We start from the raw sequence: 24,274 nt of genomic DNA, 5'->3' as shown, positions 1-24,274 counted from the left end.
ACTCAACTAACGCTCCTGCTGGTGAGAGGGGTCAATGTTGAAGCTGCCAGTCGATGAGCCGTTGCCGTTGCCGGCCTGGCGACCCTGCTGGATACCCCGACGGAGATTGGTCAGCCGACCGCGTACGTCATCTGGCGCACGCGATACCTGCGGACCGGTCTGGTGGTTCTGCTGCTGCGCGGTCCCGGGCACCAGATTGGCGCGCGGGACGCGACGCGGCAGACCCGAGGTGGTGACACCGCCGGCTGCGGGCTTCTTGACCCGCTCGGCCTGCCGTACGAGTTCGTCGTTCGGCGAGGTGCGCCAGGAGGCGCCGTTGGTGGCGTTCGTACCGTTGGTGGCGCTGTGATTGGTGCCGTTGGTGGTGCTGTTCGTGACGCCCGTTTCGCGCGACTGGGCGCGCTGCGGCATCTGCGGAGCGATCGGAGCGGGCGCCTGCTGCGCGGGCCGCGGGGCCTGCTGCTGAGGCTGCTGCGGTACGGCAGGTGCCTGCGGGGCGTCCTGCTGCTCGCCCTGCGGACCCCGGAACCAGTTCGACTCAAGGGTGTCGAAGAGCGGTGTACGTCCGTCACCGGGACCGGCGGCGGGCGGCAGCTCGTGCTGCGGAGGCAGGCTCGCGGCGGGCGGACGCGGCACCGTGTGATCGGTGTTCTCGCGTCCGGGCCGCAGCGGGGCGACCGGGCCGAGGCCCTGCGGGCGGCCCTGGTCCTGACCCTGCTGACCCGGCCTGCCGTACGCACTCGCCGGGTCGGCCGGCTGCGGTGCGTCGAAGTCCGGCCGGGAGAACTGCGCGGTCGCGGCCGCGTCCTGGGCGCCGTACTGCTGGGGGCGCTCGAACTGGCCGGTGCCGCCGTTGCCCTGCGGGCCGTTGGCCTCGGGCCTGGCGAACTGACCGGTGGCCGACGGGTCCACGGGACCGCGTACGTCGGACCGCTCGAAGAGGCCACCCGACGGGGACCCGGCGGGGGAGGACGAGCCGGGCGGCGGGCCGTTGAAGTCCGGGCGCTGGAACTCGGCGGTGGCGCCGGGTCCCTGGCGGTCGTCCGTGCTGGGTCGGGTGTGCTGACCGGTGTGCTCGGCCTCCTCGTGGCCACGCGGCTGGTCGTTGCCCCAGCTGGTGGCCTGCGGACGCGCCTGGCGCGGCTGCGGCGGGACGGTGGAGCCGCCGACCGGGCCGGGAAGTTCGGCGCGGGGGCCGTTGCGGGGCGGCAGCTGCTGCTGCGGACGGCCCTGGTCGGGCGCGGCCTGGCCACCCTGCGGAAGGCCGTTCTGCCATGCGTCGGGACGCTCGCGGTTGCCCCCGCTCTGCCTGCCGCCGCCGAAGGCGCTCGCCAAGCCGCCGTTCTGGCCGCCCTGGCTGTGCCGGCCACCGGGCTGACCGGAGCCGCCCTGCTGACCCTGACCACTGTCGCGGCCGGGCAGCGCGGCCCGCGGACCGGAGCCCGCGACCTGGCCGCGCCCCGCACCGGGACCGGCGGCGAGCTGGCCCGCGGGGGCGGAACCGCCGGCGATACCGGGCCTGGGCGGGCCGCCGACCGCGGCCTGGGCCGCCGCCTGACGGCCGCCGGGACCATTGGGCATCTGGGCCTGCGCGGGCGCACCGGGCTTGCCCGGGACCTGCCTGCCGCCCTGGGCGACATCGACGGGGAGCATGACCAGCGCGGTCGTGCCGCCGGAGTCGGACGGGCGCAGCTGGATCCGGATGCCGTGTCGCAGGGACAGCCGGCCGACCACGAACAGGCCCATGCGCCGCGACACCGAGACATCCACGGTGGGCGGGGATGCGAGCCGCTCGTTGATCGCCGCGAGGTCCTCGGGCGAGAGGCCGATACCGGTGTCGTGGATCTCGACCAGCACCCGCCCGTCGGGCAGGGCGTGTCCGGTGACCTTCACCTTGGTCTGCGGCGACGAGAACGACGTGGCGTTCTCCAGGAGCTCGGCGAGCAGGTGCACGAGGTCGTTGACCACGCGGCCCGCGACCTCGGTGGTCGGCACCCCCGTGAGCTCGATGCGCTCGTACTGCTCCACCTCGGAGGCGGCGGCACGCAGCACGTCGACGAGCGGGACAGGGCGCGTCCACCGGCGGCCCGGCTCCTCGCCCGCGAGGACCAGGAGGTTTTCGCCGTTACGGCGCATGCGGGTCGCGAGGTGGTCGAGCTTGAAGAGTGAGGACAGCTGGTCCGGGTCGGCCTCGCGCGCCTCCAGCTCGGAGATGAGCGAGAGCTGACGCTGGATGAGGCCCTGGCTGCGGCGCGAGAGGTTGGTGAACATCGCGTTGACGTTGCCTCGCAGCAGCGCCTGCTCGGCTGCCAGTCGGACCGCCTCGCGGTGCACGTCGTCGAAGGCCGCGGCCACCTGGCCGATCTCGTCCCTGGAGTGCACACCGACCGACTCCACGGACGTGTCGACGTCCTGCGGGTCGGACTCCGAGAGCTGCCTGACGAGCTCGGGCAGGCGTTCCTGGGCGACGGTGGTGGCCGTGTCCTGGAGCCGGCGCAGCGAGCGGATCATGGAGCGGGCCACCACGAAGGCGCCGACGAGCGAGACGCCGAGGACGAGCAGGATCAGCGCACCGTTGATGATCGCGTCCTGCTGCGAGTCCTCGCGCAGCTGGCGGGCCTTCTGCTCCATCTCGTTGAGCAGCGTGGCCTCGATGGTCTTCATCGACTGGATCTTGTTGGAGTCCTGGTCGGTCCAGTCCATGTACGAGCGGCGCTCGGGCTGGCTCTCCAGACCGGTCGGCGTCGCCAGCACGCGCTGCGCGTACTTGTCGGCGGCCGTGATCTCCGGGTTACCGGTGTCCAGCGGGGCGGTGAGCTCTTCGGCGTTGCCCGCGTAGACCTGGTTGAAGGACTTGCGCGCGGCGTTCTCGCTCTCCATCGCCGACTTGGCGAAGAGGCGGTCGCTCTCCTCCAGCTTGCCCTTGTCCTTCTTATTGGGCGGCAGGGCGGCGGCGATGACCGCGCGCTGGATGGAGGCGAACTCCTTGGCCGACGAGAAGGCCGCCAGAGCGCGCGTGCGCTTGATCATCTCGGGGTTGGAGGTGGCCTCCGCCATGTCCTGGGAGAGGCTCAGCAGCGAGTTGATCAGCTGGCTGTAGTTGTTGACCGTCTGCGAGGTGGTGGCGTCGTCCTGGTAGGCGCTTTCGCGGATCTGCCGGATCGAGCTGAGCCGCCCGGCGATCTCTAGGAGGCTGCCCCGGATGCTCTGGAGGCTCTCGTCGTTGCCCGCGTCGATGTTCTGGGTGCCGACGAGGAAGGCGTCCTTGGCCCGGTCGGTCTTCTCGCGCGGACCCTTGACCTTGAAGTCGGCGGGGCTGGTGCCGTTGGAGAGCGGACCTGCCGACCGGTCGCGCTCCTCCTGGAGCGCGGCGGCGAGCTCGGTCGCCTGCTTGGTCATCTCGGTCAGCAGCTGCATGTGCTCCAGCTGCTCCATGTCATTCATGGACTCGTTGATACGGATCCCGCCGAGCGTGGTCGCCGCGACCACGGGCAGAGCGAGCAGAGACACCAGACGGGTGCTGATGCGCCAGTTGCGCAGGGCTATTCGTGGGCCCGTGGAAGTGGGGTCCTTGGCCTTTTTGCCTCTCGCCTGCTCACCGCCGACCTGAGTCCCGGGGCGCGCGCCACCGTCGCCGGCCGTGGTCGGTCCCTGATTCTGGGCGTGCTGGGGTGAGGATCCGCGGTCGTTCCCGCCGCGCGGCTCCTGCTCCGCCGCAGCGCTGCCATCCCTCTTGAAACGTCCCTGCACTAGCGTCGCAACCTCTGGACCAGGCGTTCCTCCGCGTGAACGGCGGAACGGTGTCGAGTCGTGGGGCACTGAAGAACCCCATGGGTGGTCGTGAGTGACCGGCGCTTCTCCCTCTTCCCGCCGCCACTCGGCGCTGCGTTGCGCCCTGCGCGCCGACTGAAGTCTCGCGGCGGTCCGTGGAATTCCAGCACAGAGCAGGACCTCCAACAAGGCCCGCGTGTCGTGCTGTGACCTGAGTGACAGGGTGTGAGTGCCGAGTAACCGGACGTAGAAGGAGTTCATGGAGAAAATGGGGTGTAACGGTACGAGTCCCTTAGGGGGAGGGGGTGTCTGAGTCGAGATGATCAGCAGCGGAATGGAAGCTTCAGGCAGGTAATGTCCACTTCCTGACCCTGCTAATGCTGACCGAAATGGTCGATATGCCGGTCATCTCGTGAGCAAACTCACACGTAGATCTCTGAGACTTCCCGCCTTTGGCGGGGAATTGGATGTTTAGCCTGACGCTTTACAGGGATGGCGAAACCGACAATCAGCGCGCCCAGGGCGCCCGTACGGACAGGTCACAGCACCAGATGAAGACGACGACGATGTTCCGCAATATTGCCAACCCCCGGCGCACCACGCTGATGCACCTCGCCGACTCCACGGACCTGCAGCGCGCCGAGCAGCCGGAGCACACCGTCGACCTCCCCGCCGTGACGGCCAACCCCCGGCGCACCATCCTGATGGACGCCCCCGCCGCGTAGGCGACGCCCGGCGATACGGGAGGTGGGAGGCCCTGGCCGCGTTAGCCTGGAGCGTCAGTCTCCGGCCAGTCGGCCAGTCAAGTAAGCAGTGAGGGGCGGCACCATCCCGTGCGCATCGCCAGGTTCTCCATCGACGGCAATGTCGCCTTCGGCGCGGTCGAGGGCGACAGCGCCCCAGGCGCCGAGGCCGACCTCGTCCTCGACATCATCAAGGGCGTCCCGTACGGAGACTTCGAGCTCTCCGGGGTCAAGGTCCCGCTGAGCAAGGTCCGCCTCCTGCCGCCCGTGCTCCCCAGCAAGGTCGTGGCCATTGGCCGCAACTACGCGGAGCACGCGGCGGAGCTCGGCAACGAGGTGCCCGACGTACCCATCACCTTCCTCAAGCCGTCCACCTCGGTGATCGGCCCCGGCGGGGAGATCGCGTACCCGTCGTTCTCCAACGACCTGCACCACGAGGCCGAGCTGGCCGTGGTCATCGGCCGGATGTGCCGCGAGGTCCCGCGCGAGCGCGTCAAGGACGTCATCTTCGGCTACACCTGTGCCAACGACGTCACCGCACGAGACGCGCAGGCACGCGAGAAGCAGTGGGCCCGCGCCAAGGGCTTCGACAGCTCCTGCCCGCTCGGCCCCTGGGTGGAGACCGACCTCGACCCCGGCGACCTCACGATCCAGTGCACGGTCAACGGCGAACAGCGCCAGCTGGGACGCACCAGCGAGATGGTCCGCTCAGTGGAGGACCTGATCGTCCACATCACCGAGGCCATGACGCTGCTCCCGGGCGACGTCATCCTCACCGGCACCCCCGCGGGTGTCGGCCCCCTGAACGTCGGCGACGAGGTCGCCGTCACCATCGAAGGCATCGGCACTCTCACCAATAAGGTGATCAAGCGTGGCTAGCGCAACCTCCCCCCCGGTCCGTGTCCGTTTCTGTCCCTCGCCGACCGGCAACCCGCACGTGGGTCTGGTCCGCACTGCCCTGTTCAACTGGGCGTTCGCCCGGCACACCGGCGGCACCATGGTCTTCCGCATCGAGGACACCGACGCCGCGCGCGACTCCGAGGAGTCGTACAACCAGCTGCTCGACTCGATGCGCTGGCTCGGTCTCGACTGGGACGAGGGCCCCGAGATCGGCGGCCCGCACGCCCCGTACCGCCAGTCCGAGCGCATGGACATCTACGCGGACGTCGCGAAGAAGCTCCAGGACGCCGGGCACGCGTACGACTGCTACTGCAGTACGCCCGAGCTCGACGAGCGCCGCACCGCGGCCCGCGCGGCCGGCCGGCCGTCCGGCTACGACGGTCACTGCCGTGACCTCACCGCCGAGCAGGTCGAGGCGTACCAGGCCGAGGGCCGTCCCTCGATCGTCCGCTTCCGGATGCCGGACGAGCCGATCACCTTCACCGACCTGGTGCGCGGTGAGCTGACCTTCACCCCGGAGAACGTCCCGGACTTCGGCATCGTGCGTGCCAACGGCGCCCCGCTGTACACGCTCGTCAACCCGGTCGACGACGCCCTGATGGAGATCACCCACGTCCTGCGCGGCGAGGACCTGCTGTCCTCCACCCCCCGCCAGGTCGCGCTCTACAAGGCCCTCATCGAGCTGGGCCTCGCCAAGTACGTGCCGGCCTTCGGCCACCTGCCGTACGTCATGGGCGAGGGCAACAAGAAGCTCTCCAAGCGCGACCCCGAGGCGTCCCTGAACCTCTACCGGGAGCGCGGTTTCCTCCCCGAGGGCCTCCTGAACTACCTGTCCCTCCTGGGCTGGTCGTTCTCGGCGGACCAGGACGTCTTCACGGTGGCCCAGCTCATCGAGAAGTTCGACATCGCGGACGTCAACGCCAACCCGGCCCGCTTCGACCTGAAGAAGGCCGAGGCGATCAACGCCGACCACATCCGCATGCTGGATGTGAAGGCGTTCGCCGAGGCGTGCACCCCCTGGCTGCGCGCCCCGTTCGCGAACTGGGCCCCCGAGGCCTTCGACCAGGCGGCCTGGGAAGCGATCGCCCCGCACGCCCAGACCCGGCTGCAGGTCCTCTCGGACATCACGGCCAACGTCGACTTCCTCTTCCTCGACGAGCCGGTCCACGACGAGGCGTCCTGGGCGAAGGCCATGAAGGGCGAGCCGGCGGCGCTCCTCACCACGGCCCGCGCCAAGCTGGAAGCGGCGGACTGGTCCAGCGCCGAGGCACTCAAGGAGGCCGTCCTGGCCGCCGGCGAGGAGCACGGCCTCAAGCTCGGCAAGGCCCAGGCCCCGGTCCGCGTCGCGGTCACCGGACGCACGGTCGGCCTGCCGCTCTTCGAGTCCCTGGAGATCCTGGGCAAGGACAAGGCTCTGACCCGGATCGACGCGGCCCTGGCGAAGCTCGCCGCGTAACCGGTACCTGTACGACGCCCCGTGGGGCCCGCGAGCCACCCGGCTCACGGGCCCCACGGCGCTTTGGCGCCCAGGCCCTGGGTAGGCACCCCCTCGCGGCGGGACGCCGCATGACCGGAAGGTTCGTACTCATGCCGATCCGCGCCGTCGTCTGGGACATCGACGACACGATCTTCGACTACGCGAGCGCCGACCGCGCCGGTATGCGCGACCACCTCAGGGCCGAGGCGCTGCTCGGCGAGACCGGGTCCGCCGGGTCCGCCGAGTCCGCCGAGCAGGCCCTGGTCCGCTGGCGCGAGATCACCGAGGCCCAGTGGCTCCGCTTCGCCGCGGGCGAGGCGACGTTCGAGGACCAGCGCCGCGAGCGCGTACGCGTCTTCCTGGGGCGGGGACTGACCGACGCCGAGGCGGACGCCTGGTTCAAGCGGTACGTCGCCCACTACGAGGCCGCCTGGAAGCTGTTCCCCGACACTCTCCCGGTGCTGGACCTGCTGGCGACGGACTACCGCCATGCCGTCCTGTCGAACTCCAGCGTCCACAACCAGGACCGCAAGCTCCGCGTCCTGGGCGTACGCGACCGCTTCGAGGCCCTGCTGTGCGCCGCCGAGCTCGGGGTGTCCAAGCCCGCGGCGGAGGCCTTCCACGCCGCCTGTGACGCGCTGGCGCTGCCGCCGGGCGAAGTCGCGTACGTCGGTGACCAGCCGGACATCGACGCCCGCGGCGCCGACGAGGCGGGCCTTGCCGGCATCTGGCTCGACCGCGGCGGACACGGCGGCCGACCCGATCTTGTGCGCATCACCGGCCTCGACCAGCTTCCCGGTCTACTGCGCGGCAATACACGTTTTGGAGCGCCGTCCACCTTCGGGTAATGTTCTTCCTGCGCCGCTCAAGAGGTCCGAAAGGCCCGAGAGAGCAGCGCACACCAAACAAACCCCCATCAGGGGGTTGAGTTTTGGTGGGCTATGGTGTAATTGGCAGCACGAGGGTTTCTGGTTCCCTTAGTCTAGGTTCGAGTCCTGGTAGCCCAGCTCGCAGAGCTCATCTGCAAGGCCCCCGTTGTGTAGCGGCCTAGCACGCCGCCCTCTCAAGGCGGTAGCGCCGGTTCGAATCCGGTCGGGGGTACAGATCCTTTCTTTCCACCACCTCCGGGTCGCACCTGGATGCGGTGACGTAGGGATCGCCAAGGCCCCCGTTGTGTAGCGGCCTAGCACGCCGCCCTCTCAAGGCGGTAGCGCCGGTTCGAATCCGGTCGGGGGTACTGGTCTGGTTCCAACCAAACCAAAACGGACCGTAATGGTCTATACCACCATGGGCTATGGTGTAATTGGCAGCACGAGGGTTTCTGGTTCCCTTAGTCTAGGTTCGAGTCCTGGTAGCCCAGCTCAGCAGATCAGGTTCTGCAAGGCCCCCGTTGTGTAGCGGCCTAGCACGCCGCCCTCTCAAGGCGGTAGCGCCGGTTCGAATCCGGTCGGGGGTACGTACGGAAGAAGGCTCTCCGCTCCACGCGGGGGGCCTTCTCGCATGTGCGCGGCGGGGACCACGCCTGCTTCTTCTGTGGCCCGGAGGCCGAACGGCTCGCGGTGCTCGGCGCGTTGACCGCCGCCGGCCTCGCCGGAACATCGAACCCCGGCGCATGATGGGCCGTTTACGGACAGCGGCCGACCGTGCGGTCACGGACGGCTACGGCGGGCTACGCGTCATCGGTGACCTGAGCTGAAGGCCTTCACGACCGCCCACCCGAGGCGCGTCGAAGTGGAACTCCTCGTACGTACCGCGGAGTTGGGGCGGCTGCGGTACGCGGGGGGCGGGTGATGCCGAGCGGCTGCGAGGCCTCCGCTCAGCCGCCGGTGCGGCGCAGGGCCTCCGAGAGGCGTGCGGCCGAGTCGATGATCGCCTGGGCGTGCATCCGGCCCGGGTGACGGGTCAGCCGCTCGATCGGGCCCGAGACGGAGACCGCGGCGACGACCCGGTTGGACGGGCCGCGCACCGGCGCCGACACCGAGGCCACACCGGGCTCGCGCTCGCCGATCGACTGGGCCCAGCCCCGGCGGCGTACGCCCGAGAGTGCGGTCGCGGTGAAGCGGGCGCCCTGCAGGCCGCGGTGGAGGCGCTCGGGCTCCTCCCAGGCCATCAGGATCTGGGCCGACGAACCGGCCTTCATGGTCAGCGTGGAGCCGACGGGCACGGTGTCCCGCAGCCCGGACAGCCGCTCGGCCGCCGCTACGCAGATCCGCATGTCTCCCTGCCGGCGGTAGAGCTGCGCGCTCTCGCCGGTCACATCGCGCAGATGCGTGAGCACCGGCCCCGCCGTGGCCAGCAGCCGGTCCTCGCCCGCCGCCGCCGAGAGCTCGGACAGCCGGGGGCCGAGAATGAAGCGGCCCTGCATGTCCCTCGCCACCAGGCGGTGGTGTTCCAGTGCCACGGCCAGTCGGTGCGCCGTGGGTCGTGCGAGCCCGGTCGCCGCGACCAGCCCGGCGAGGGTGGCCGGACCGGACTCCAGGGCGCTCAGTACCAGAGCTGCCTTGTCGAGAACGCCGACGCCGCTAGAGTTGTCCATGCGTCGATACTCGCGTCTCACTCTGTGAAACGCAAGTTCAATTTTCCGGTGAACTTGCGAATCTGTACAGGAGGCCGCACAACGGCCTGTCGTCATCGTCCTGTGCGGGGGTTCCGGACGGGGACGCACCGATCTCTAGTTGGGCCGGCGAAGGCGCCGGCCGAAGGGAAAGCGATGGGTAGGACACTCGCGGAGAAGGTCTGGGACGACCACGTCGTCAGGCACGCGGAGGGCGAGCCCGACCTCCTCTTCATCGATCTGCACCTGCTGCACGAGGTGACCAGCCCGCAGGCCTTCGACGGCCTGCGCAAGACCGGTCGCCAGGTCAGGCGGCTCGACCTCACCATCGCGACCGAGGACCACAACACTCCGACGATCGACATCGACAAGCCGATCGCGGACCCGGTCTCCCGGATCCAGCTGGAGACGCTGCGCAAGAACTGCGCGGACTTCGGTGTGCGCCTGCACTCCCTCGGCGACGTCGAGCAGGGCGTCGTCCACGTGGTGGGACCGCAGCTGGGGCTGACCCAGCCCGGCACCACCGTGGTCTGCGGCGACTCGCACACCTCCACCCACGGCGCGTTCGGCGCGCTGGCGTTCGGCATCGGCACCTCGCAGGTGGAGCACGTACTGGCCACCCAGACGCTGCCGATGGCCCCGCCGAAGAACATGGCCATCACGATCGAGGGCGAACTGCCCGACGCCGTCACCGCCAAGGACCTGATCCTCGCCGTCATCGCCAGGATCGGCACCGGCGGCGGCCAGGGATACGTCCTGGAATACCGCGGCTCCGCCATTGAGAAACTCTCGATGGAAGCCCGGATGACCATCTGCAACATGTCGATCGAAGCGGGCGCACGCGCCGGGATGATCGCCCCGGACCGTACGACGTTCGACTACCTCCAGGGCCGGGTGCACGCCCCGCAGGGCGCGGACTGGGACGCCGCCGTCGCGTACTGGCAGACCCTGCGCACCGACGACGACGCCGTTTTCGACGCCGAGGTCTTCATCGACGCCGCCGAACTGGCCCCGTTCGTCACCTGGGGCACCAACCCGGGCCAGGGCGCGCCGCTGACCGAGAACGTCCCCGATCCCGCTTCGTACGAGGACGCTTCGGAGCGCTTCGCCGCCGAAAAGGCCCTGGAGTACATGGGGTTGACCGCCGGGCAGCCGCTGCGCGACATCACCGTCGACACCGTCTTCGTAGGTTCCTGCACCAATGGCCGTATCGAGGACCTGCGCGTCGTCGCCGCCATCATGGACGGCCGCAAGGTCGCGAGAGGTGTACGCATGCTGGTCGTCCCCGGCTCGGTCCGGGTCGCCCTGCAGGCCATCGAGGAGGGCCTGGACAAGGTGTTCACGGCCTCCGGCGCCGAATGGCGGCACGCGGGCTGCTCGATGTGTCTGGGCATGAACCCGGACCAGCTGGCCCCCGGTGAGCGCTGCGCGTCGACCTCCAACCGCAACTTCGAGGGCAGGCAGGGCAAGGGCGGCCGAACCCACCTGGTCTCGCCGCAGGTCGCCGCCGCCACCGCGGTGCTGGGCCATCTGGCCGCGCCGTCCGATCTGTCCCAAGCCCCCACGCCCGCCGGAGTCTGAGAACCATGGAAGCTTTCACCGCACACACCGGCCGGGCCGTCCCGCTGCGCCGCAGCAACGTCGACACCGACCAGATCATCCCGGCCCACTGGCTGAAGAAGGTCACCCGCGACGGTTTTGAGGACGGGCTCTTCGAGGCCTGGCGCAAGGACCCGCAGTTCATCTTCAACCGCCCGGAGCGCGCGGGCGCCACCGTTCTGGTGGCAGGCCCCGACTTCGGCACCGGTTCCTCGCGCGAACACGCCGTGTGGGCCCTGCAGAATTACGGCTTCAAGACCGTGATCTCCTCGCGGTTCGCCGATATCTTCCGGGGCAACTCGCTCAAGAACGGCCTGCTCACGGTCGTACTGGAGCAGAAGGTCGTGGACGCGCTCTGGGATCTGGTCGACGAGGACCCCACGGCCGAGATCACCGTGGACCTCCGGGACCGTCAGGTACGCGCCGAAGGCATCACCGCCGACTTCGAACTCGACGAAAATGCCCGCTGGCGACTGCTCAACGGTCTGGACGACATCAGCATCACCCTCCAGAACGAGCCGGACATCGCCGTATACGAGGCCCGCAGGCCCACTTTCAAGCCAAGTACGGTGCAGGTCTGACCCCCTCGCATCACCCAAGTGCCCCCGACCGCCACGGTTGGGGGCATTCGGGTTTCTGGGCCCCAACTCCTTTGACACACAGGGGAGATGGCGGGGTCCTGAGGGGCCGCGAAAGCCCCTTTTGGAGGCCTGGATTCCGCTAGTTGCCCCCGCCGGAGGCGACAACTCGCCCCAGATGGCACAATCGGTGCATGGAACGCGACAGCCAACTCAAGCTCTACGTGGCAGTCGCGGACCGATTGAAAGAAGCGCACACGACGGTGCGCACGCTGCAAGTCCCGGAGGGCGTACGCATGGCGCTGTCCCGGAAGCTGCTGGTCATAACGGCCGCGGCGAAACACGATCTCGCCGATGCCGCAAGGCGCCTGGACAGGTTGATGAAGGACCTCGACGAGGGCCGATTCCCTGAAGGCGACTAGGCCTTTGGAACTCACTGAAGGTCTACTTCGTTGCGGCACTAGGGTGATTAGCCCGTTTCGTGTTTGATTTGCGGTATATATCTGCCTAACGTGCGAAAAAGCTTGAACACATTCGTTCTGGCAATGTCTCCGAAGGGGAAGACAGTGAACAAGGCGCAGCTCGTAGAAGCCATTGCGGACAAGGTCGGCGGCCGTCAGCAGGCCGCAGACGCGGTCGACGCGGTACTCGACGCGGTAGTCCGTGCAGTTGTGGCCGGAGACCGCGTGTCGGTCACCGGCTTCGGTTCGTTCGAGAAGGTCGACCGTCCGGCCCGGTACGCCCGTAACCCGCAGACGGGTGAGCGGGTCCGGGTCAAGAAGACCTCGGTTCCGCGCTTCCGTGCCGGTCAGGGCTTCAAGGACCTGGTCAGCGGCTCGAAGAAGCTCCCGAAGAACGACGTGGCCGTCAAGAAGGCACCCAAGGGCAGCCTCTCGGGCGGTGCTTCCACCCGGACGACCACCAAGGCCGCGGCGAAGAAGGCCACCGCCAAGAAGGCGACGGCGAAGAAGGCCATCGCCAAGAAGACCACCGTTGTGGCGAAGAAGGCCACTCCGGCGGTCAAGAAGACCGCGGTGACGGCCAAGAAGGCGACGCCGGCGGCCAAGAAGGCCACCACCACGGCCAAGAAGGCGACCCCGGCGAAGAAGGCCTCGCCGGCGGCGAAGAAGGCCACCGCCAAGAAGACGGCACCAGCGGCCAAGAAGGCTGCCGCCGCCAAGAAGACCGCGCCCGCCAAGAAGAGCTCGGCGCGCAAGACCACCGCCAAGAAGGCCACTGCCAAGAAGAAGTAGGGGCAACGAGGCACTCACGCGCCGGGCCGGGCTCCCTTCGGGGAGCCCGGCCCGCGGTGTGTCCAGGGAGCGCTCAGGGCGGTCGGCGCCCGGGGGCTCAGAACGTCTGGAGCGTCACCAGGGTGATGCGCCGGGATTCGCCGTCGCCATCGACCTCGATCCGCACCCGCTGCCCCGCCCGCAGCAGCCGCAGGCCGCCCGCGTCGAAGGCCGGGGCGTCGAAGTCCACCGGGGTGCCGTCGTCGAGCAGCACACTGCCGCTGCGGGTCTGGGAGTCGTACGTGTACGCGGTCGCCTGCATGGCGGCAGCGTATCGGCCCCGGGCCGCGCACCGCTCCGGACGGGCGCGGCAGGAACGGCGGCGGTACGAGCAGGCCGCGGGAGCCGCACGAGCTGGTACGGGCCGCACGAGCCGGTACGGGCCGCACGCGCCGCACGCGTTACACGGGCGGTGATCCGCCGACGACGGCCCCGCTGAGCCGGGCCGTGCGCAGTCCCACCCCCAGCTCCACCGCCGCCCGCAGGTCGTCCCCGGTGTCCACGTCCTGGCGCACGGAATCGACGCCGGACAGCAGGATTTCCCGGGCGCCGGACGCCGAATGGCGGGCCCGCGAAGCGCCGCCGAAGGCCGGGGCCAATTCCACACCGGGGGCCGCACACAGCAGTGTCGTCCCCATTCCGGCCGCGTCGGCCAGAAAAGCGCGCGGAAATGCGGCCGCGTAATCGAGCACCTGCCGCAATTCCGTGGGGCGCAGCGCGGGCAGATCGGCATTCAGCGCGGCGACCGCCGCGGCCGGCCGCGCGGCCCGCACCGTGTCCGCCCCGTACGCCAGTGCGGCGTTGAGCCCGGCGGCCGGAATGTCCGCGGTGATCCGCGCTCCCAGCGCGGCCAGCGCGGCGCCGGCCGGGCCGTCGTCCGTGACGACCACCACATCGCGTACGGCGGGACAGGCCAGCGCGGCACCCACCGTGTCCAGCGCGAAGGCCAGCGCGAGCCCCGGACGCAACGCGTCGCCCGCGGAGGGCGTGAGCCTGCTCTTGGCCAGCAACAGGGGCTTCAGGGGGACGATCAGGGACCAGGAGGCGGTCCGGAACGTGTTCAGTGGTGAGCCCTCCGTCCGGTGCGCATCGTCCCCATTGTGGCCTGCCCACCCCGTCGCAGGCACAGTAACGGGGAGGCCCGGCCCCGAAACCGGGGCGTACGGTGTTCTCGACAGACAAGGGGCCTGGGGCCACACTTGTGCGCCTGACCAGGCGTATCGGTGCACAGAGCAACCAGGTCCTAAAGGAAGGTGTCCGAGTGTCCCGCCGCAGAATCGGCTTCTGGTACCGCCTTGCGGCGGTCATCGCCAAACCGCCGCTGATGGTGCTGTTCAAACGGGACTGGCACGGAATGGAGCACATTCCCGCCGAGGGCGGATTCATCACCGCGGTCAATCACAACTCGTATCTGGACCCACTGTCCTACGGGCACTTTCAGTACAACACGGGGCGCGTTCCCCGCCTCCTCGCCAAGGCCGGTCTCTTCCGGACGCCCTTCATCGGCATGATGCTGCGCGGCACGGGCCAGATCCCCGTCTACCGCGACACCGGCAACGCCCTGGACGCCTTCCGGGCCGCCGTCGCCGCCATCGAGCGCGGCGAGTGCGTCGCCTTCTATCCCGAAGGCACCCTCACCCGCGACCCCGAGATGTGGCCGATGGCAGGCAAGTCCGGTGCGGCGCGCGTCGCCCTCCTGACGAAGGCCCCGGTCATCCCGGTGGCCCAGTGGGGCGCCAACTTGGCGATGCCGCCGTACGCCAAGGAGAACAAATTCCAGTTCTTCCCGCGCAAGACGCTTCAGGTGCAGGCGGGTCCACCGGTCGACCTCGACCGGTTCTACGGTCTGGAACCCACCCCCGACGTACTGCGCGAGGCCACCGAACTCATCATGGCGGCCATCACCGAGCAGCTCGCGGACCTGCGCGGCGAGCCCGTGCCGACCGAGCCGTACGACCACCGCACGGTCCGTGCAGAGCAGCGGCGCAAGGCCGCGGGAGAGGGCACAAAGTGACACGCCACCCGGTCAGGGTCGCCGTATTCGGAACGGGCTCCTGGGGTACGGCCTTCGGCATGGTCCTCGCCGACGCGGGCTGCGAGGTGACCCTCTGGGGCCGCCGCCCCGAGCTCGTCGAGGCCGTCAACACCACCCGGACCAACCCGGACTATCTGCCGGGCATCGAACTTCCCGCGACGCTGCGGGCCACCACCGACCCCGCCGAGGCCGCGGACGGCGCCGACTTCACCGTGCTCGCCGTCCCCTCGCAGACACTGCGGGTCAATCTCGCCGCGTGGGCGCCGCTGCTGCCCGCCGACACCGTGCTCGTCTCCCTGATGAAGGGCGTCGAACTCGGCACCGCGAAGCTGATGAGCGAGGTGATCGAGGAGGTCGCCAAGGTTCCCCGCGAGCGCGTCGCGATCCTGACCGGCCCCAACCTGGCCAAGGAGATCGCCGCCCGCCAGCCCGCCGCCGCGGTCGTCGCCTGCCGGGACGAGGAGGCGGCCACCCGCTTCCAGGCCGCCTGCCACACCCCGTACTTCCGCCCGTACACCAACACCGACGTCGTCGGCTGCGAGCTGGGCGGCGCCGTCAAGAACGTCATCGCGCTGGCCGTCGGCATCGCGGACGGCATGGGCCTGGGCGACAACACCAAGGCCTCGCTGATCACCCGCGGGCTCGCCGAGACCACCCGGCTCGGCCTCGCCATGGGCGCCGACGCCCACACCTTCGCGGGCCTCGCGGGCATGGGCGACCTCGTCGCCACCTGCTCGTCGCCACTCTCGCGCAACCACACCTTCGGCAAGAACCTCGGACGCGGCATGACGCTCCAGGAGACCATCGCGGCGACCAAGCAGACCGCCGAGGGCGTCAAGTCCTGCGAGTCCGTGCTGGATCTCGCGCGCCGCCACGACGTCGACATGCCGATCACCGAGACGGTGGTGAGCATCGTCCACGAGGGCAAGCCGCCGCTCGTCGCCGTCAAGGAACTGATGTCGCGCAGCGCCAAGCCCGAGCGGCGCTGACGCTCGTACCTACAGGTACGCTCAGTGCGATATGAGCAGCGAGAACCCCTCCCAGAGCCCTGAGCCGCAGCGCAAGCCGCGCGTCGCCGTCGTGTTCGGCGGTCGCAGCTCCGAACACGCCATCTCGGTCGTCACGGCCGGCGCCGTACTGCGGTCCATCGACCGCGAGAAGTACGACGTACTGCCGATCGGTATCACCACGGACGGCCGCTGGGCCCTGACCGACGACGATCCCGACCGGATGGCCATCGCCGACCGCACCCTGCCGAGCGTCGATGACCTCGCCGAATCCACGGCGGGCGGCGTGGTCCTCTCCGTCGACCCCGGCAGCCGCGAGGTCGTCTACAGCGAACCGGGCTCGGTGCCCAAGGCGCTGGGCGAGGTCGATGTCGTCTTCCCCGTCCTGCACGGCCCGTACGGCGAGGACGGCACCCTCCAGGGGCTGCTTGAGCTCTCCGGCGTCCCGTACGTCGGCTGCGGCGTCCTCGCCTCGGCGGTCGGCCAGGACAAGGAGTACATGAAACGGGTGTTCATCTCCTTCGGGCTGCCCGTCGGCCCGTACGTGGTCATCCGCCCGCGCGAGTGGGAACTGGACCAGGCCGCCGCCCGCAAGAAGATCGTGGGCTTCGCCGCCGACCACGGCTGGCCGCTCTTCGTCAAGCCGGCCCGCGCCGGCTCCTCGATGGGCATCACCAAGGTCGATGACCTGTCGGGTCTCGACGAGGCCATCGAGGAGGCGCAGCGCCACGACCCGAAGATCCTCATCGAGTCGCTGCTGCGCGGCCGTGAGATCGAGTGCGGTGTGCTGGAGTTCGAGGACGGGCCGCGCGCGAGCGTGCCCGCCGAGATCCCGCCCGTCACGTCGCACGACTTCTACGACTTCGAGGCCAAGTACATCGACTCGGCGACCGGCCTGGTGCCTGCGCCGCTCACCGACGAGCAGACCGCGGAGGTGCGGCGACTCGCGGTCGACGCGTTCGACGCGGTGTCCTGCGAGGGTCTGGTGCGCGCCGACTTCTTCCTGCAGGACAACGGCGAGTTCGTGATCAACGAGATCAATACGATGCCGGGCTTCACGCCGATCTCGATGTACCCGCGGATGTGGCAGGAGAGCGGCGTCGAGTACGCCGAGCTCGTCGACCTGCTGATCCAGGCGGCGCTGCGCCGACCGACGGGACTGCGCTAGCGGGCCTCAGAGGCTGGATGGCACGGTCTTCTTCACCGGCCCCGCGAAGGCCGCCAACGGCGTGATGTCGTGGGCGTACTTCGCGGGGAAGGTGATCTCGACGTAAGCCTCACGGTAGGTGCTGGTGAAGCGCTGGCTGCCGTTCTCCTGCGGCTCGTGCAGCCAGTTGACGCCGTCGGCGTCCACTCCCTGTGCCTGCGGATCCCCCATCTTTTCCGGCCGGGGGACCCCGCAGCGCAGTACGATCGCCGGGTCTCCCCACGCAGCGGTGAAGTCGGACCCGGGATCGGCGGGACGAGAGTCCTGGCCGTCGACCGACCCGGGCAGCTCCTGGTGCAGCGCCCGGCACACCTCGGCCGCTTCCGCGGACAGGGTGGGAACCGGGATCGCCACGGCGTCGTCCGTCAGGGAGCAGCCCGCGATGGCGAGCAGCAGGACGGCGGACAGACACAGAAGCCGACGGGAGGAAGTCACCGGCCAAGCGTAGACGGGGCTACAAATGGACGACCGGGCAGGTCAGGGTGCGGGTGATGCCGTCCACTTGCTGGACCTTGGCCACCACCATGCGGCCGAGGTCGTCGACCGTCTCGGCCTGTGCACGCACGATCACGTCATAGGGTCCGGTCACGTCCTCGGCCTGAATCACTCCCTGAATCTTGCCAATGAGATCGGCGACGATCGACGCCTTGCCGACCTCGGTCTGAATGAGGATGTACGCCTGTACCACGGAACCTCCAGGGCGGCCACGAGGATCATGTGGGGAGAAGGGACGCCACCGTATCGCGTCGTCGTGGGCAGCGGGGAGACTTGCGCGGCCGGTGACGCAAGCGGTGCGGCGCACGGAAACAGAAGTTGACGTATGTGTTGACGGTACCGACAGCAGCGATGGCTCGCGACCGCAAGCTCAGCGGGTCCAAGGGGGTATCCGGGATGAATACGAGAGGCGAGACTCGATGAAGGGCACTGTGGGCGAGTTGGGGGAGTTCGGGCTCATCAGAGAGCTCACTTCCCGGCTCACCTCCACCCCGGCGGTAAAGCTGGGACCCGGTGACGACGCAGCCGTCGTGGCCGCTCCCGACCGACGGGTCGTGGCGAGTACGGACATTCTCCTTGAGGGGCGCCACTTCCGGCGCGACTGGTCCACGGCGTACGACGTGGGCCGCAAGGCAGCCGCGCAGAACCTCGCCGACATCGCCGCCATGGGCGCCGTCCCGACCGCGCTGCTGCTCGGCCTCGTCGTCCCCGCCGAACTCCCGGTCGCCTGGCCGACCGAGCTGATGGACGGCATCAGGGACGAGTGCCAGGTGGCGGGCGCGGCGGTGGTCGGCGGAGACGTCGTACGCGGCGACACCATCACGGTGGCGATCACCGCACTCGGTGATCTGCGCAACCACGAGCCGGTCACCCGCTCCGGCGCCCACTCCGGCGACATCGTCGCCGTCACCGGATGGCTGGGCTGGTCGGCCGCCGGGCACGCGGTGCTCTCGCGCGGCTTCCGTTCACCGCGGGCCTTCGTCGAGGCCCACCGGCGCCCCGAACCGCCGTACCACGCGGGCCCCGCGGCCGCCGGGCTCGGCGCCACCGCCATGACCGACGTCAGTGACGGGCTCGTCGCCGACCTCGGGCACATCGCGGAGGCCAGCAAGGTCCGGATCGACCTGCGGTCCGGGCTGATCGACATCCCCTCGCAGATGTACGACATCGGGCAGGCCGTCGGCGTCGACCCGCTCCAGTGGGTGCTGACCGGCGGTGAGGACCACGCGATCGTGGCGACCTTCCCGCCCGACGTGAAACTGCCCGCCCGCTGGAAGGTGATCGGCGAGGTCCTCAACCCGTCGGCGCTGCCCCAGGTGACCGTCGACGGCGCACCGTGGACGAGCAAGGGCGGCTGGGACCACTTCGGCGACATCGAGACGGGGCAGTAGCGCCACACCCCCCGAGCTGCGACGTACTAGATTCGCGGGTATGCGAATACTTCCTTGTGTGCTCACCGTCGCCGGGTCCGACTCCGGCGGCGGTGCCGGCATCCAGGCCGACCTCAAGACGATGCTCGCCCTCGGTGTGCACGGCATGAGCGTGCTCACCGCGGTGACCGCGCAGAACTCGCTGGGCGTGCAGGGCGTCTGGGACCTGCCGGTGGACGCCGTACGCGCCCAGTACCGCAGCGTCGTCGACGACATCGGCGTGCAGGCCGTGAAGACCGGGATGCTGTCATCGGCCGCACTCGTCGAAACCGTCGCGGAGCTGCTGGCCGGCACGGACGCCCCGGTGGTCGTCGACCCGGTGGGCGTCTCCAAGCACGGGGACGCGCTGCTCGCCGACTCCGCGCTCGACGCCGTACGCACCAAGCTCCTGCCCACCGCGACCGTCGCGACGCCCAACCTCGACGAGGTGGCCCAGCTCACCGGCGTCCGGGTGGAGTCGGAGACCGACCTGCGGCGGGCGGCCGACGCGCTGCTCGCGTTCGGACCGCGCTGGGCGCTCATCAAGGGCGGCCACCTGACGGGCGACGCGGTGGATCTGCTGACGGACGGCGCCGTCGAACACTGGCTGCGCGCGCCCCGGCACGACAACCGGCACACGCACGGCACGGGGTGCACCCTCGCGTCGGCCATCGCTTCGGGTCTCGCGAAGGGCCTCGATGTGCCGCAGGCGGTGCGGGCCGCCAAGGAGTACGTGACCGAGGCGATCGCCGCCGGCTTCGCGCTCGGCGGCGGCATCGGCCCGGTCGACCACGGCTGGCGGCTCAGGAATAGTCCTTCAGCGTGATCGCCGACGCGGCCTTCTCCGTGAGCCTCTTGAAGACCCCGGCGAGCAGCCGCGAGCTCAGCATCCGGTAGGCACGGTCGCGCCGGCGGACGTGCTTCTCGGTGGGCGGCGCCAGGAACGGACCCGCGTTCTCCGCCGTCTTCTGGCAGCCCTTGGCGAAGTCACCGACCTCCGCCTCGTACGCGGCGAACGCCACCCTGTGGTCGCCTCCGACAAGGGCCAGTTCACCGGCCAGGACATACGCGCAGACGATGGCGGAGCCGGTGCCCATGCCGCCCATCGTCGCGCCGTAACCCGCGTCACCGAGCAGCACCACCCGGCCCTTGGACAGCCGCTCGACGTGGACCTGCGCGATCGCGTCGAAGTACAGACCGTCCGTCGCTTCGAGCGCCGCGAGGATCGTCGGCGTCTCCCAGCCCATGTCCGCGAACCGCTCCGCGAGGAGCTTCTTCTGCGCGGCGATGTCGTGCCGGTCGTAGTCCAGCCGCTCCGACGCGAAGACCAGCATCGCACCGGCCCGCTCCGGGTCGCCGTCGTAGTTGGAGAGGGCCGCCATTCTGCCCGGCTCGCTGTAGAGCCGGGCGGTCCGGTCCAGGCCCAGGTGGTTGGGCAGGTCGAAGCCCGCGACGTAGTAACCGAGATGGCGCAGGTGGTGTCCCTTGTCGCCGAAGGTCAGACGCCGGGTGTGGGAGTGCAGACCGTCGGCTCCGACGACGAGGTCGAAGCGGCGCGGGGCGCCCCGGCCGAACGTGACGTCGACCCCGTCGGCGTCCTCGGTCAGCGTGGCGATGGAGTCCCCGAAGACGTACTCGACGCGGTCCTTGGTGCGCTCGTAAAGGATCTCGGAGAGATCACCGCGGAAGATCTCGACGTCGCCGCTCATGAACGCGGCGGGCAGGTCCACCCGCGCGCTCCCGTCCGCGTCGACGACGCTCTGGCGGCCCATGTGGGTCTGGCGGGCGTGGACCTCGTCCCGGATGCCCAGGCGCTGGAGCGCCGTACGGTGCGCCCGGCCGCGGAAGTCGACGGCGAAGCCGCCCTTGCGCAGGGCGGGGGCCTTCTCGACGACGGTGACGTTCGCGCCGTACTTCGAGAGCTGGAGGGCGAGTGCGGGGCCGGCGACGCTGGCACCGGAGATGAGGACGCTGAGGTGGGCGAGCCGCTGTGTGGTGTCGCTCTGCGTGGTGTCGCTGTGTGTGGTGTCGCTCTGCTTCGTCATGCCATGAGATTCGCGGGGCCCCCTTACCGTCCTCCTACCGTTCGCTGACCGCCGCTGACCGCAGGGCGCGACCACGCTCGTACGCCGCCTTGTACGCCGCCGGGGAGAGCTGCGACCTGGCCGCTTCCCGGACCCGCACGACATCGGGGTCACCGGCGAGCGCCACGCCGCGCAACGCCTCGGCGGCGCCGAGCAGTTCGGCGGCGCCCTCGGGGTCGGCCACCTCGGCCCAGGCCTCCGCCACATCGGCGAGGGCGAGGTCCTCGGGCTGCTCCACCGCGAGATCCCTGGCCTGCCCGAACCACTCGCGGGCCTCGTCCGGGTGGCCGTCGGCCGCTGCGGTGCGGCCGAGCCCGATGAAGATCCGCAAGGTCTCGCCGATGCTGAACCAGGTCGCCGCGCACATTTCGAGCGCCGCCTCGTAGTGCTCACGCGCGCGCGGCGTGTCACCGGCGAGACGGGCCGCGTCGCCAAGCCCGCGCCGGGCGCCCGCGACCTTGTCGGGGACACCGGCGCCCCGGGCGAGGTCGGCGGAGCGCGTGAACAGTTCGACGGCCTCGGCCGACCGGCCCGCGTGCAGCTGGATCGCCGCCCTGCGCAGCAGCAGATCGGCGGTCTCCTCGGGCGCCGCCAGTTCCCGCACGAGTACGAGTGCCTCGTCGACCAGCGCCAGCGCGCGCCCGGTGTCGCCCCGCCAGTGCGCGAACATCGCCAACGGATCAAGGCAGTTGGCCGTGCCCCAGCGGTCACCGGTCGCGCGAAAGCCCTCCACAGCCTCGGTGAAGGCGCTCTCCGACGCGGCAGGCCGGCCGGCGAACAATTCCTGGAAGCCGCCTCCCATGCGGTACATCGCCAGCGTCCACGGATCATCGGGCCGCAGCCTGCGCAACTGTTCCTCGTTGCCGCGCTGCGGGCCGCTCGCCAGCGACCACAGAACGAGCGTGAACGGCAGCCTCAGCTTCAGCCCGGGAGCGGCCATGAGAGCGTCCACGTGCTCGATCAGAGCCGGTTCACCCGGATCCCCCTGCCCGGTGATGGTGTGGATCAGGCACAGGACGTACTCCTCGATGAGCCCTTCGGGAGCCTGCGGGCCCACCGCGGCCAGCAGTTCGACGGCGAGCGGCGCCAGCTCCCCCTGCCGGCCGCGCAGGCGTACGTACCAGGACATCAGGGCCAGCAGGCGCAGGGCGGTGGACCGGTCGCCGTGCCGCAGGGCCGCGAGGAGATTGGTGTGCTCGGCGTCGAGCCGCGCCAGCCAGGCCAGTTGCGCCCCACCGCGCAGGAAGGGCTCGGCGGTCTCCGCCAGTTCCAGGAAATACGCGGCGTGCGCCGCGTCCGGCGCGGTCTCCTCCCCGGTCGGCCACTCGGCGCAGAAGGCCCGGATGGTGTCCAGCATCCGGTAGCGCCCGTCCGTCACCTCCACGAAGGACTTCTCGACGAGCGAGGCCAGCACGTCCTCGGCGCCCGCGACACCGCAGACCCGCTCGACCGCGTCCAGCGTCGCGCCCCCGCGGAACACCGTCAGCCGCCGCGCCAGCAGCCGCTCCTCCTCGTCGAGCAGCTCCCAGCTCCACTCCACGACCGCGCGCAGGGTCCGGTGGCGCGGCGCCTTGGTGCGGTCCCCGCGCGACAGCAGCCGGAAGCGGTCGTCGAGACGGGCCGCGATCTCGTCGAGCGTGAGCGTACGCAGTCGGGCCGCCGCCAGTTCGATGGCGAGCGGCAGCCCGTCCAGCGCCGCACAGATGCGCTCCACGCGCGCGTGCTCCTCGCGGCCGCCGCCCCCGCCGAACCCGGGGCGTACGGCCGCCGCCCGGTCGAAGAACAGGGCGACGGCACCGTCGGGTGCGAGCGGCGGCAGCGGGCACAGGGCCTCGCCGGTGATGCCCAGCGCCTCACGGCTCGTCGCCAGCACCCGTACGCCGGGACAGGCCCCGAGCAGCAGCCCCACGAGCCGGGCCGTGCCCTCGACGACATGCTCACAGTTGTCGAGCAGAAGCAGCAGCTCACGTCCTTCGAGCGCGGACAACATCCGCTCCGTGGCAGCACCTGCCCGATCCTGGAAGCCGCTCTCCCGCACCCCCAGCGCACCCAGCACGGCGTACGGCAGCTGCGCGGCATCGGCCAGCGGCGCCAGCTCGACGTAACAGACCGCCCCCGCCCACCGCCCGGCCGCCTCGACCGCGAGCCGCGTCTTACCGGCCCCGCCGGGCCCGGTCAGGGTCACCAGCCGCCCGGCCGACAGCAGCGGGCCGAGCCGCTCCAGCTCCTGCGTACGCCCCACAAAACTGGTGAGCTGCGCGGGGACATCACGGGCGGCCGCCGGTGGCGCGGACTGGCCGCGCAGCAGCTCCAGATGGAGCGCGGACAGCTCGGGGGAGGGGTCGGCGCCCCAGCTCGTCGGAGAGCGTGCAGCGGGCGTCCTCATAGACGATGAGTGCCTCGGCCGGGCGTCCCGCCGCGTGCAGGGCCCGCATCAGCTGCCCGTACAGCCGCTCCCGCAAGGGGTGTACGGCGATGAGCTCGCGCAGCTCGGGCACCAGCTCGGGGCCGCCGCCCAGCGCGAGGTCAGCCTCGGTGCGGTCCTGGAGGGCGGCCAGCCGCAGCTCGTCGAGCCGGACGGCCTGCGCCTGCGCGAACGGCACGGAGCCCAGATCCGCCAGCGCGGGACCCCGCCAAAGCCCGAGCGCTTCACGCAGCAGCTCGGCCGCCCGCCGGTGATCGCCCGCCGTCAGGGCCCGGCGTCCTTCGCGGGAGAGCCGCTCGAAGCGGTGGACATCGACGTCCTCGGGGTCCGCGACCAGGCGGTAACCGGCGGGCAGCGACTCGATGCGCACGCCGAGGCGCCTGCGCAGCCGGGACACCTGGGACTGGAGCGCGTTGGCGGCGCCGGCCGGCGGCTCTCCGCCGTACAGACCGTCGGTCAGCCGGTCGGTGCCCACCACCCGGCCCACGTCGAGAAGCAGCAGGGCGAGAAGGGCACGCGGGCGCGGGCCGCCGGGGTCGAGCGCGGCGCCCCTGCTGTCCGAGCCTTCGCTGTCCGCGTCGGCGGAACGTATGTCGAGGTCGGAACGTATGTCGAGAGGACCCAGGATTCCGAAGCGCACGCGCCGATTCTGGCAGTTCACCGGGGGCGCCCGGGGGAGTGGGCGTAAAAAACCGGCC

General features: G+C 70.3%; 22 protein-coding genes and 5 tRNA genes. 18 read left to right on the top strand and 9 right to left on the bottom strand.

The features are described from left to right. Positions 1-6 precede the first annotated feature (6 nt). Positions 7-3,750, bottom strand: coding sequence for a sensor histidine kinase (locus ABCR94_RS08645; protein ID WP_347118595.1), 3,744 nt, complete (start codon positions 3,748-3,750; stop codon positions 7-9). Positions 3,751-4,322: 572 nt separating this feature from the next. Here ABCR94_RS08645 and ABCR94_RS08640 point away from each other — a divergent pair. From ABCR94_RS08640 to ABCR94_RS08600, 9 genes are all read left to right on the top strand, one after another. Next, on the top strand, positions 4,323-4,496 hold the full coding sequence (locus ABCR94_RS08640; protein WP_347118594.1) for a hypothetical protein: 174 nt from the start codon (positions 4,323-4,325) through the stop codon (positions 4,494-4,496). Positions 4,497-4,604: 108 nt separating this feature from the next. Beyond that, complete coding sequence (locus tag ABCR94_RS08635) at positions 4,605-5,393, top strand: fumarylacetoacetate hydrolase family protein (protein ID WP_347118593.1); 789 nt, start codon at positions 4,605-4,607, stop codon at positions 5,391-5,393. After that, the gene (gene gltX, locus ABCR94_RS08630; RefSeq protein WP_347118592.1) at positions 5,386-6,870 is read left to right on the top strand and encodes a glutamate--tRNA ligase; all 1,485 of its coding nucleotides are present in this window, start codon (positions 5,386-5,388) and stop codon (positions 6,868-6,870) included. Before ABCR94_RS08635 ends, gltX begins: the two co-directional genes overlap by 8 nt. A gap of 131 nt (positions 6,871-7,001) precedes the next feature. Beyond that, positions 7,002-7,739 (top strand): HAD family hydrolase, encoded by a 738-nt coding sequence (locus tag ABCR94_RS08625; protein ID WP_347119120.1) that lies wholly within the window; start codon positions 7,002-7,004, stop codon positions 7,737-7,739. An 87-nt stretch (positions 7,740-7,826) separates the two neighbouring features. Then, a tRNA-Gln gene (locus ABCR94_RS08620) sits at positions 7,827-7,898 on the top strand. 21 nt (positions 7,899-7,919) lie between these two features. Continuing rightward, a tRNA-Glu gene (locus ABCR94_RS08615) sits at positions 7,920-7,992 on the top strand. 63 nt (positions 7,993-8,055) lie between these two features. Beyond that, positions 8,056-8,128, top strand: a tRNA-Glu gene (locus ABCR94_RS08610). Between the two features lie 51 nt (positions 8,129-8,179). Continuing rightward, positions 8,180-8,251: transfer RNA gene (locus tag ABCR94_RS08605), tRNA-Gln, on the top strand. 23 nt (positions 8,252-8,274) lie between these two features. Further along, positions 8,275-8,347, top strand: a tRNA-Glu gene (locus tag ABCR94_RS08600). 360 nt (positions 8,348-8,707) lie between these two features. Here the strand turns inward: ABCR94_RS08600 and ndgR are convergent. Beyond that, the gene (gene ndgR, locus ABCR94_RS08595; protein ID WP_283515755.1) at positions 8,708-9,427 is read right to left on the bottom strand and encodes an IclR family transcriptional regulator NdgR; all 720 of its coding nucleotides are present in this window, start codon (positions 9,425-9,427) and stop codon (positions 8,708-8,710) included. Between the two features lie 174 nt (positions 9,428-9,601). Between ndgR and leuC the strand changes: the two genes are divergently transcribed. The 4 genes from leuC to ABCR94_RS08575 all read left to right on the top strand — a co-directional run bounded on the left by leuC (position 9,602) and on the right by ABCR94_RS08575 (position 12,875). Further along, on the top strand, positions 9,602-11,026 hold the full coding sequence (gene leuC / locus ABCR94_RS08590) for a 3-isopropylmalate dehydratase large subunit (RefSeq protein ID WP_347118591.1): 1,425 nt from the start codon (positions 9,602-9,604) through the stop codon (positions 11,024-11,026). Positions 11,027-11,031: 5 nt separating this feature from the next. Further along, entirely contained in the window at positions 11,032-11,625 is a 594-nt protein-coding gene (gene leuD, locus ABCR94_RS08585; RefSeq protein WP_347118590.1) for a 3-isopropylmalate dehydratase small subunit, read from the top strand. A 191-nt stretch (positions 11,626-11,816) separates the two neighbouring features. After that, positions 11,817-12,044 (top strand): SCO5555 family protein, encoded by a 228-nt coding sequence (locus ABCR94_RS08580; RefSeq protein ID WP_347118589.1) that lies wholly within the window; start codon positions 11,817-11,819, stop codon positions 12,042-12,044. 144 nt (positions 12,045-12,188) lie between these two features. Next, on the top strand, positions 12,189-12,875 hold the full coding sequence (locus ABCR94_RS08575) for an HU family DNA-binding protein (RefSeq protein ID WP_347118588.1): 687 nt from the start codon (positions 12,189-12,191) through the stop codon (positions 12,873-12,875). 97 nt (positions 12,876-12,972) lie between these two features. Here ABCR94_RS08575 and ABCR94_RS08570 read toward each other — a convergent pair whose 3' ends face one another. Together ABCR94_RS08570 and cofC are read right to left on the bottom strand one after the other, a co-directional pair. Continuing rightward, positions 12,973-13,176, bottom strand: a complete 204-nt coding sequence (locus ABCR94_RS08570; RefSeq protein ID WP_347118587.1) for a hypothetical protein — start codon at positions 13,174-13,176, stop codon at positions 12,973-12,975. A gap of 139 nt (positions 13,177-13,315) precedes the next feature. Further along, a complete protein-coding gene (cofC, locus tag ABCR94_RS08565) occupies positions 13,316-13,978 on the bottom strand; it encodes a 2-phospho-L-lactate guanylyltransferase (protein ID WP_347119119.1) in 663 nt (220 codons plus the stop codon). Between the two features lie 197 nt (positions 13,979-14,175). Here cofC and ABCR94_RS08560 point away from each other — a divergent pair, with 197 nt between their 5' ends. The 3 genes from ABCR94_RS08560 to ABCR94_RS08550 are packed head-to-tail and all read left to right on the top strand — an operon-like array spanning position 14,176 to position 17,124. Then, positions 14,176-14,928 carry a lysophospholipid acyltransferase family protein gene (locus tag ABCR94_RS08560; protein ID WP_347118586.1) on the top strand — a complete coding sequence of 251 codons (753 nt, stop codon included), beginning with the start codon at positions 14,176-14,178 and terminating at the stop codon, positions 14,926-14,928. Beyond that, the gene (locus ABCR94_RS08555; RefSeq protein ID WP_347118585.1) at positions 14,925-15,938 is read left to right on the top strand and encodes an NAD(P)H-dependent glycerol-3-phosphate dehydrogenase; all 1,014 of its coding nucleotides are present in this window, start codon (positions 14,925-14,927) and stop codon (positions 15,936-15,938) included. Before ABCR94_RS08560 ends, ABCR94_RS08555 begins: the two co-directional genes overlap by 4 nt. Before the next feature lie 31 nt (positions 15,939-15,969). Continuing rightward, the gene (locus ABCR94_RS08550; RefSeq protein ID WP_347118584.1) at positions 15,970-17,124 is read left to right on the top strand and encodes a D-alanine--D-alanine ligase family protein; all 1,155 of its coding nucleotides are present in this window, start codon (positions 15,970-15,972) and stop codon (positions 17,122-17,124) included. 6 nt (positions 17,125-17,130) lie between these two features. Here the strand turns inward: ABCR94_RS08550 and ABCR94_RS08545 are convergent, their stop codons facing one another. Together ABCR94_RS08545 and ABCR94_RS08540 are read right to left on the bottom strand one after the other, a co-directional pair. Next, positions 17,131-17,598, bottom strand: coding sequence for a DUF3515 domain-containing protein (locus ABCR94_RS08545; protein ID WP_347118583.1), 468 nt, complete (start codon positions 17,596-17,598; stop codon positions 17,131-17,133). A 19-nt stretch (positions 17,599-17,617) separates the two neighbouring features. Beyond that, entirely contained in the window at positions 17,618-17,851 is a 234-nt protein-coding gene (locus ABCR94_RS08540; protein WP_347118582.1) for an Lrp/AsnC ligand binding domain-containing protein, read from the bottom strand. Positions 17,852-18,077: 226 nt separating this feature from the next. Between ABCR94_RS08540 and ABCR94_RS08535 the strand changes: the two genes are divergently transcribed. Together ABCR94_RS08535 and thiD are read left to right on the top strand one after the other, a co-directional pair. After that, on the top strand, positions 18,078-19,049 hold the full coding sequence (locus ABCR94_RS08535; RefSeq protein WP_283515766.1) for a thiamine-phosphate kinase: 972 nt from the start codon (positions 18,078-18,080) through the stop codon (positions 19,047-19,049). A 40-nt stretch (positions 19,050-19,089) separates the two neighbouring features. Beyond that, on the top strand, positions 19,090-19,893 hold the full coding sequence (thiD, locus tag ABCR94_RS08530) for a bifunctional hydroxymethylpyrimidine kinase/phosphomethylpyrimidine kinase (protein ID WP_347118580.1): 804 nt from the start codon (positions 19,090-19,092) through the stop codon (positions 19,891-19,893). Here thiD and ABCR94_RS08525 read toward each other — a convergent pair. The 3 genes from ABCR94_RS08525 to ABCR94_RS08515 are packed head-to-tail and all read right to left on the bottom strand — an operon-like array spanning position 19,871 to position 24,216. Then, positions 19,871-21,112, bottom strand: coding sequence for an FAD-dependent monooxygenase (locus ABCR94_RS08525; protein ID WP_347118579.1), 1,242 nt, complete (start codon positions 21,110-21,112; stop codon positions 19,871-19,873). The genes thiD and ABCR94_RS08525 overlap by 23 nt on opposite strands. 34 nt (positions 21,113-21,146) lie before the next feature. Next, entirely contained in the window at positions 21,147-23,537 is a 2,391-nt protein-coding gene (locus tag ABCR94_RS08520; RefSeq protein ID WP_347118578.1) for an ATP-binding protein, read from the bottom strand. Beyond that, entirely contained in the window at positions 23,419-24,216 is a 798-nt protein-coding gene (locus tag ABCR94_RS08515) for an AfsR/SARP family transcriptional regulator (RefSeq protein WP_347118577.1), read from the bottom strand. The genes ABCR94_RS08520 and ABCR94_RS08515 overlap by 119 nt, the downstream gene beginning before the upstream one ends. Positions 24,217-24,274: the final 58 nt, after the last annotated feature.

Source organism: Streptomyces changchenzhani (assembly GCF_039766235.1).
Classification (GTDB): Bacteria; Actinomycetota; Actinomycetes; order Streptomycetales; family Streptomycetaceae; genus Streptomyces.
The sequence above is the reverse complement of the archived record's forward strand: the minus strand, read 5'-3'. Positions and strand labels throughout refer to the sequence as shown.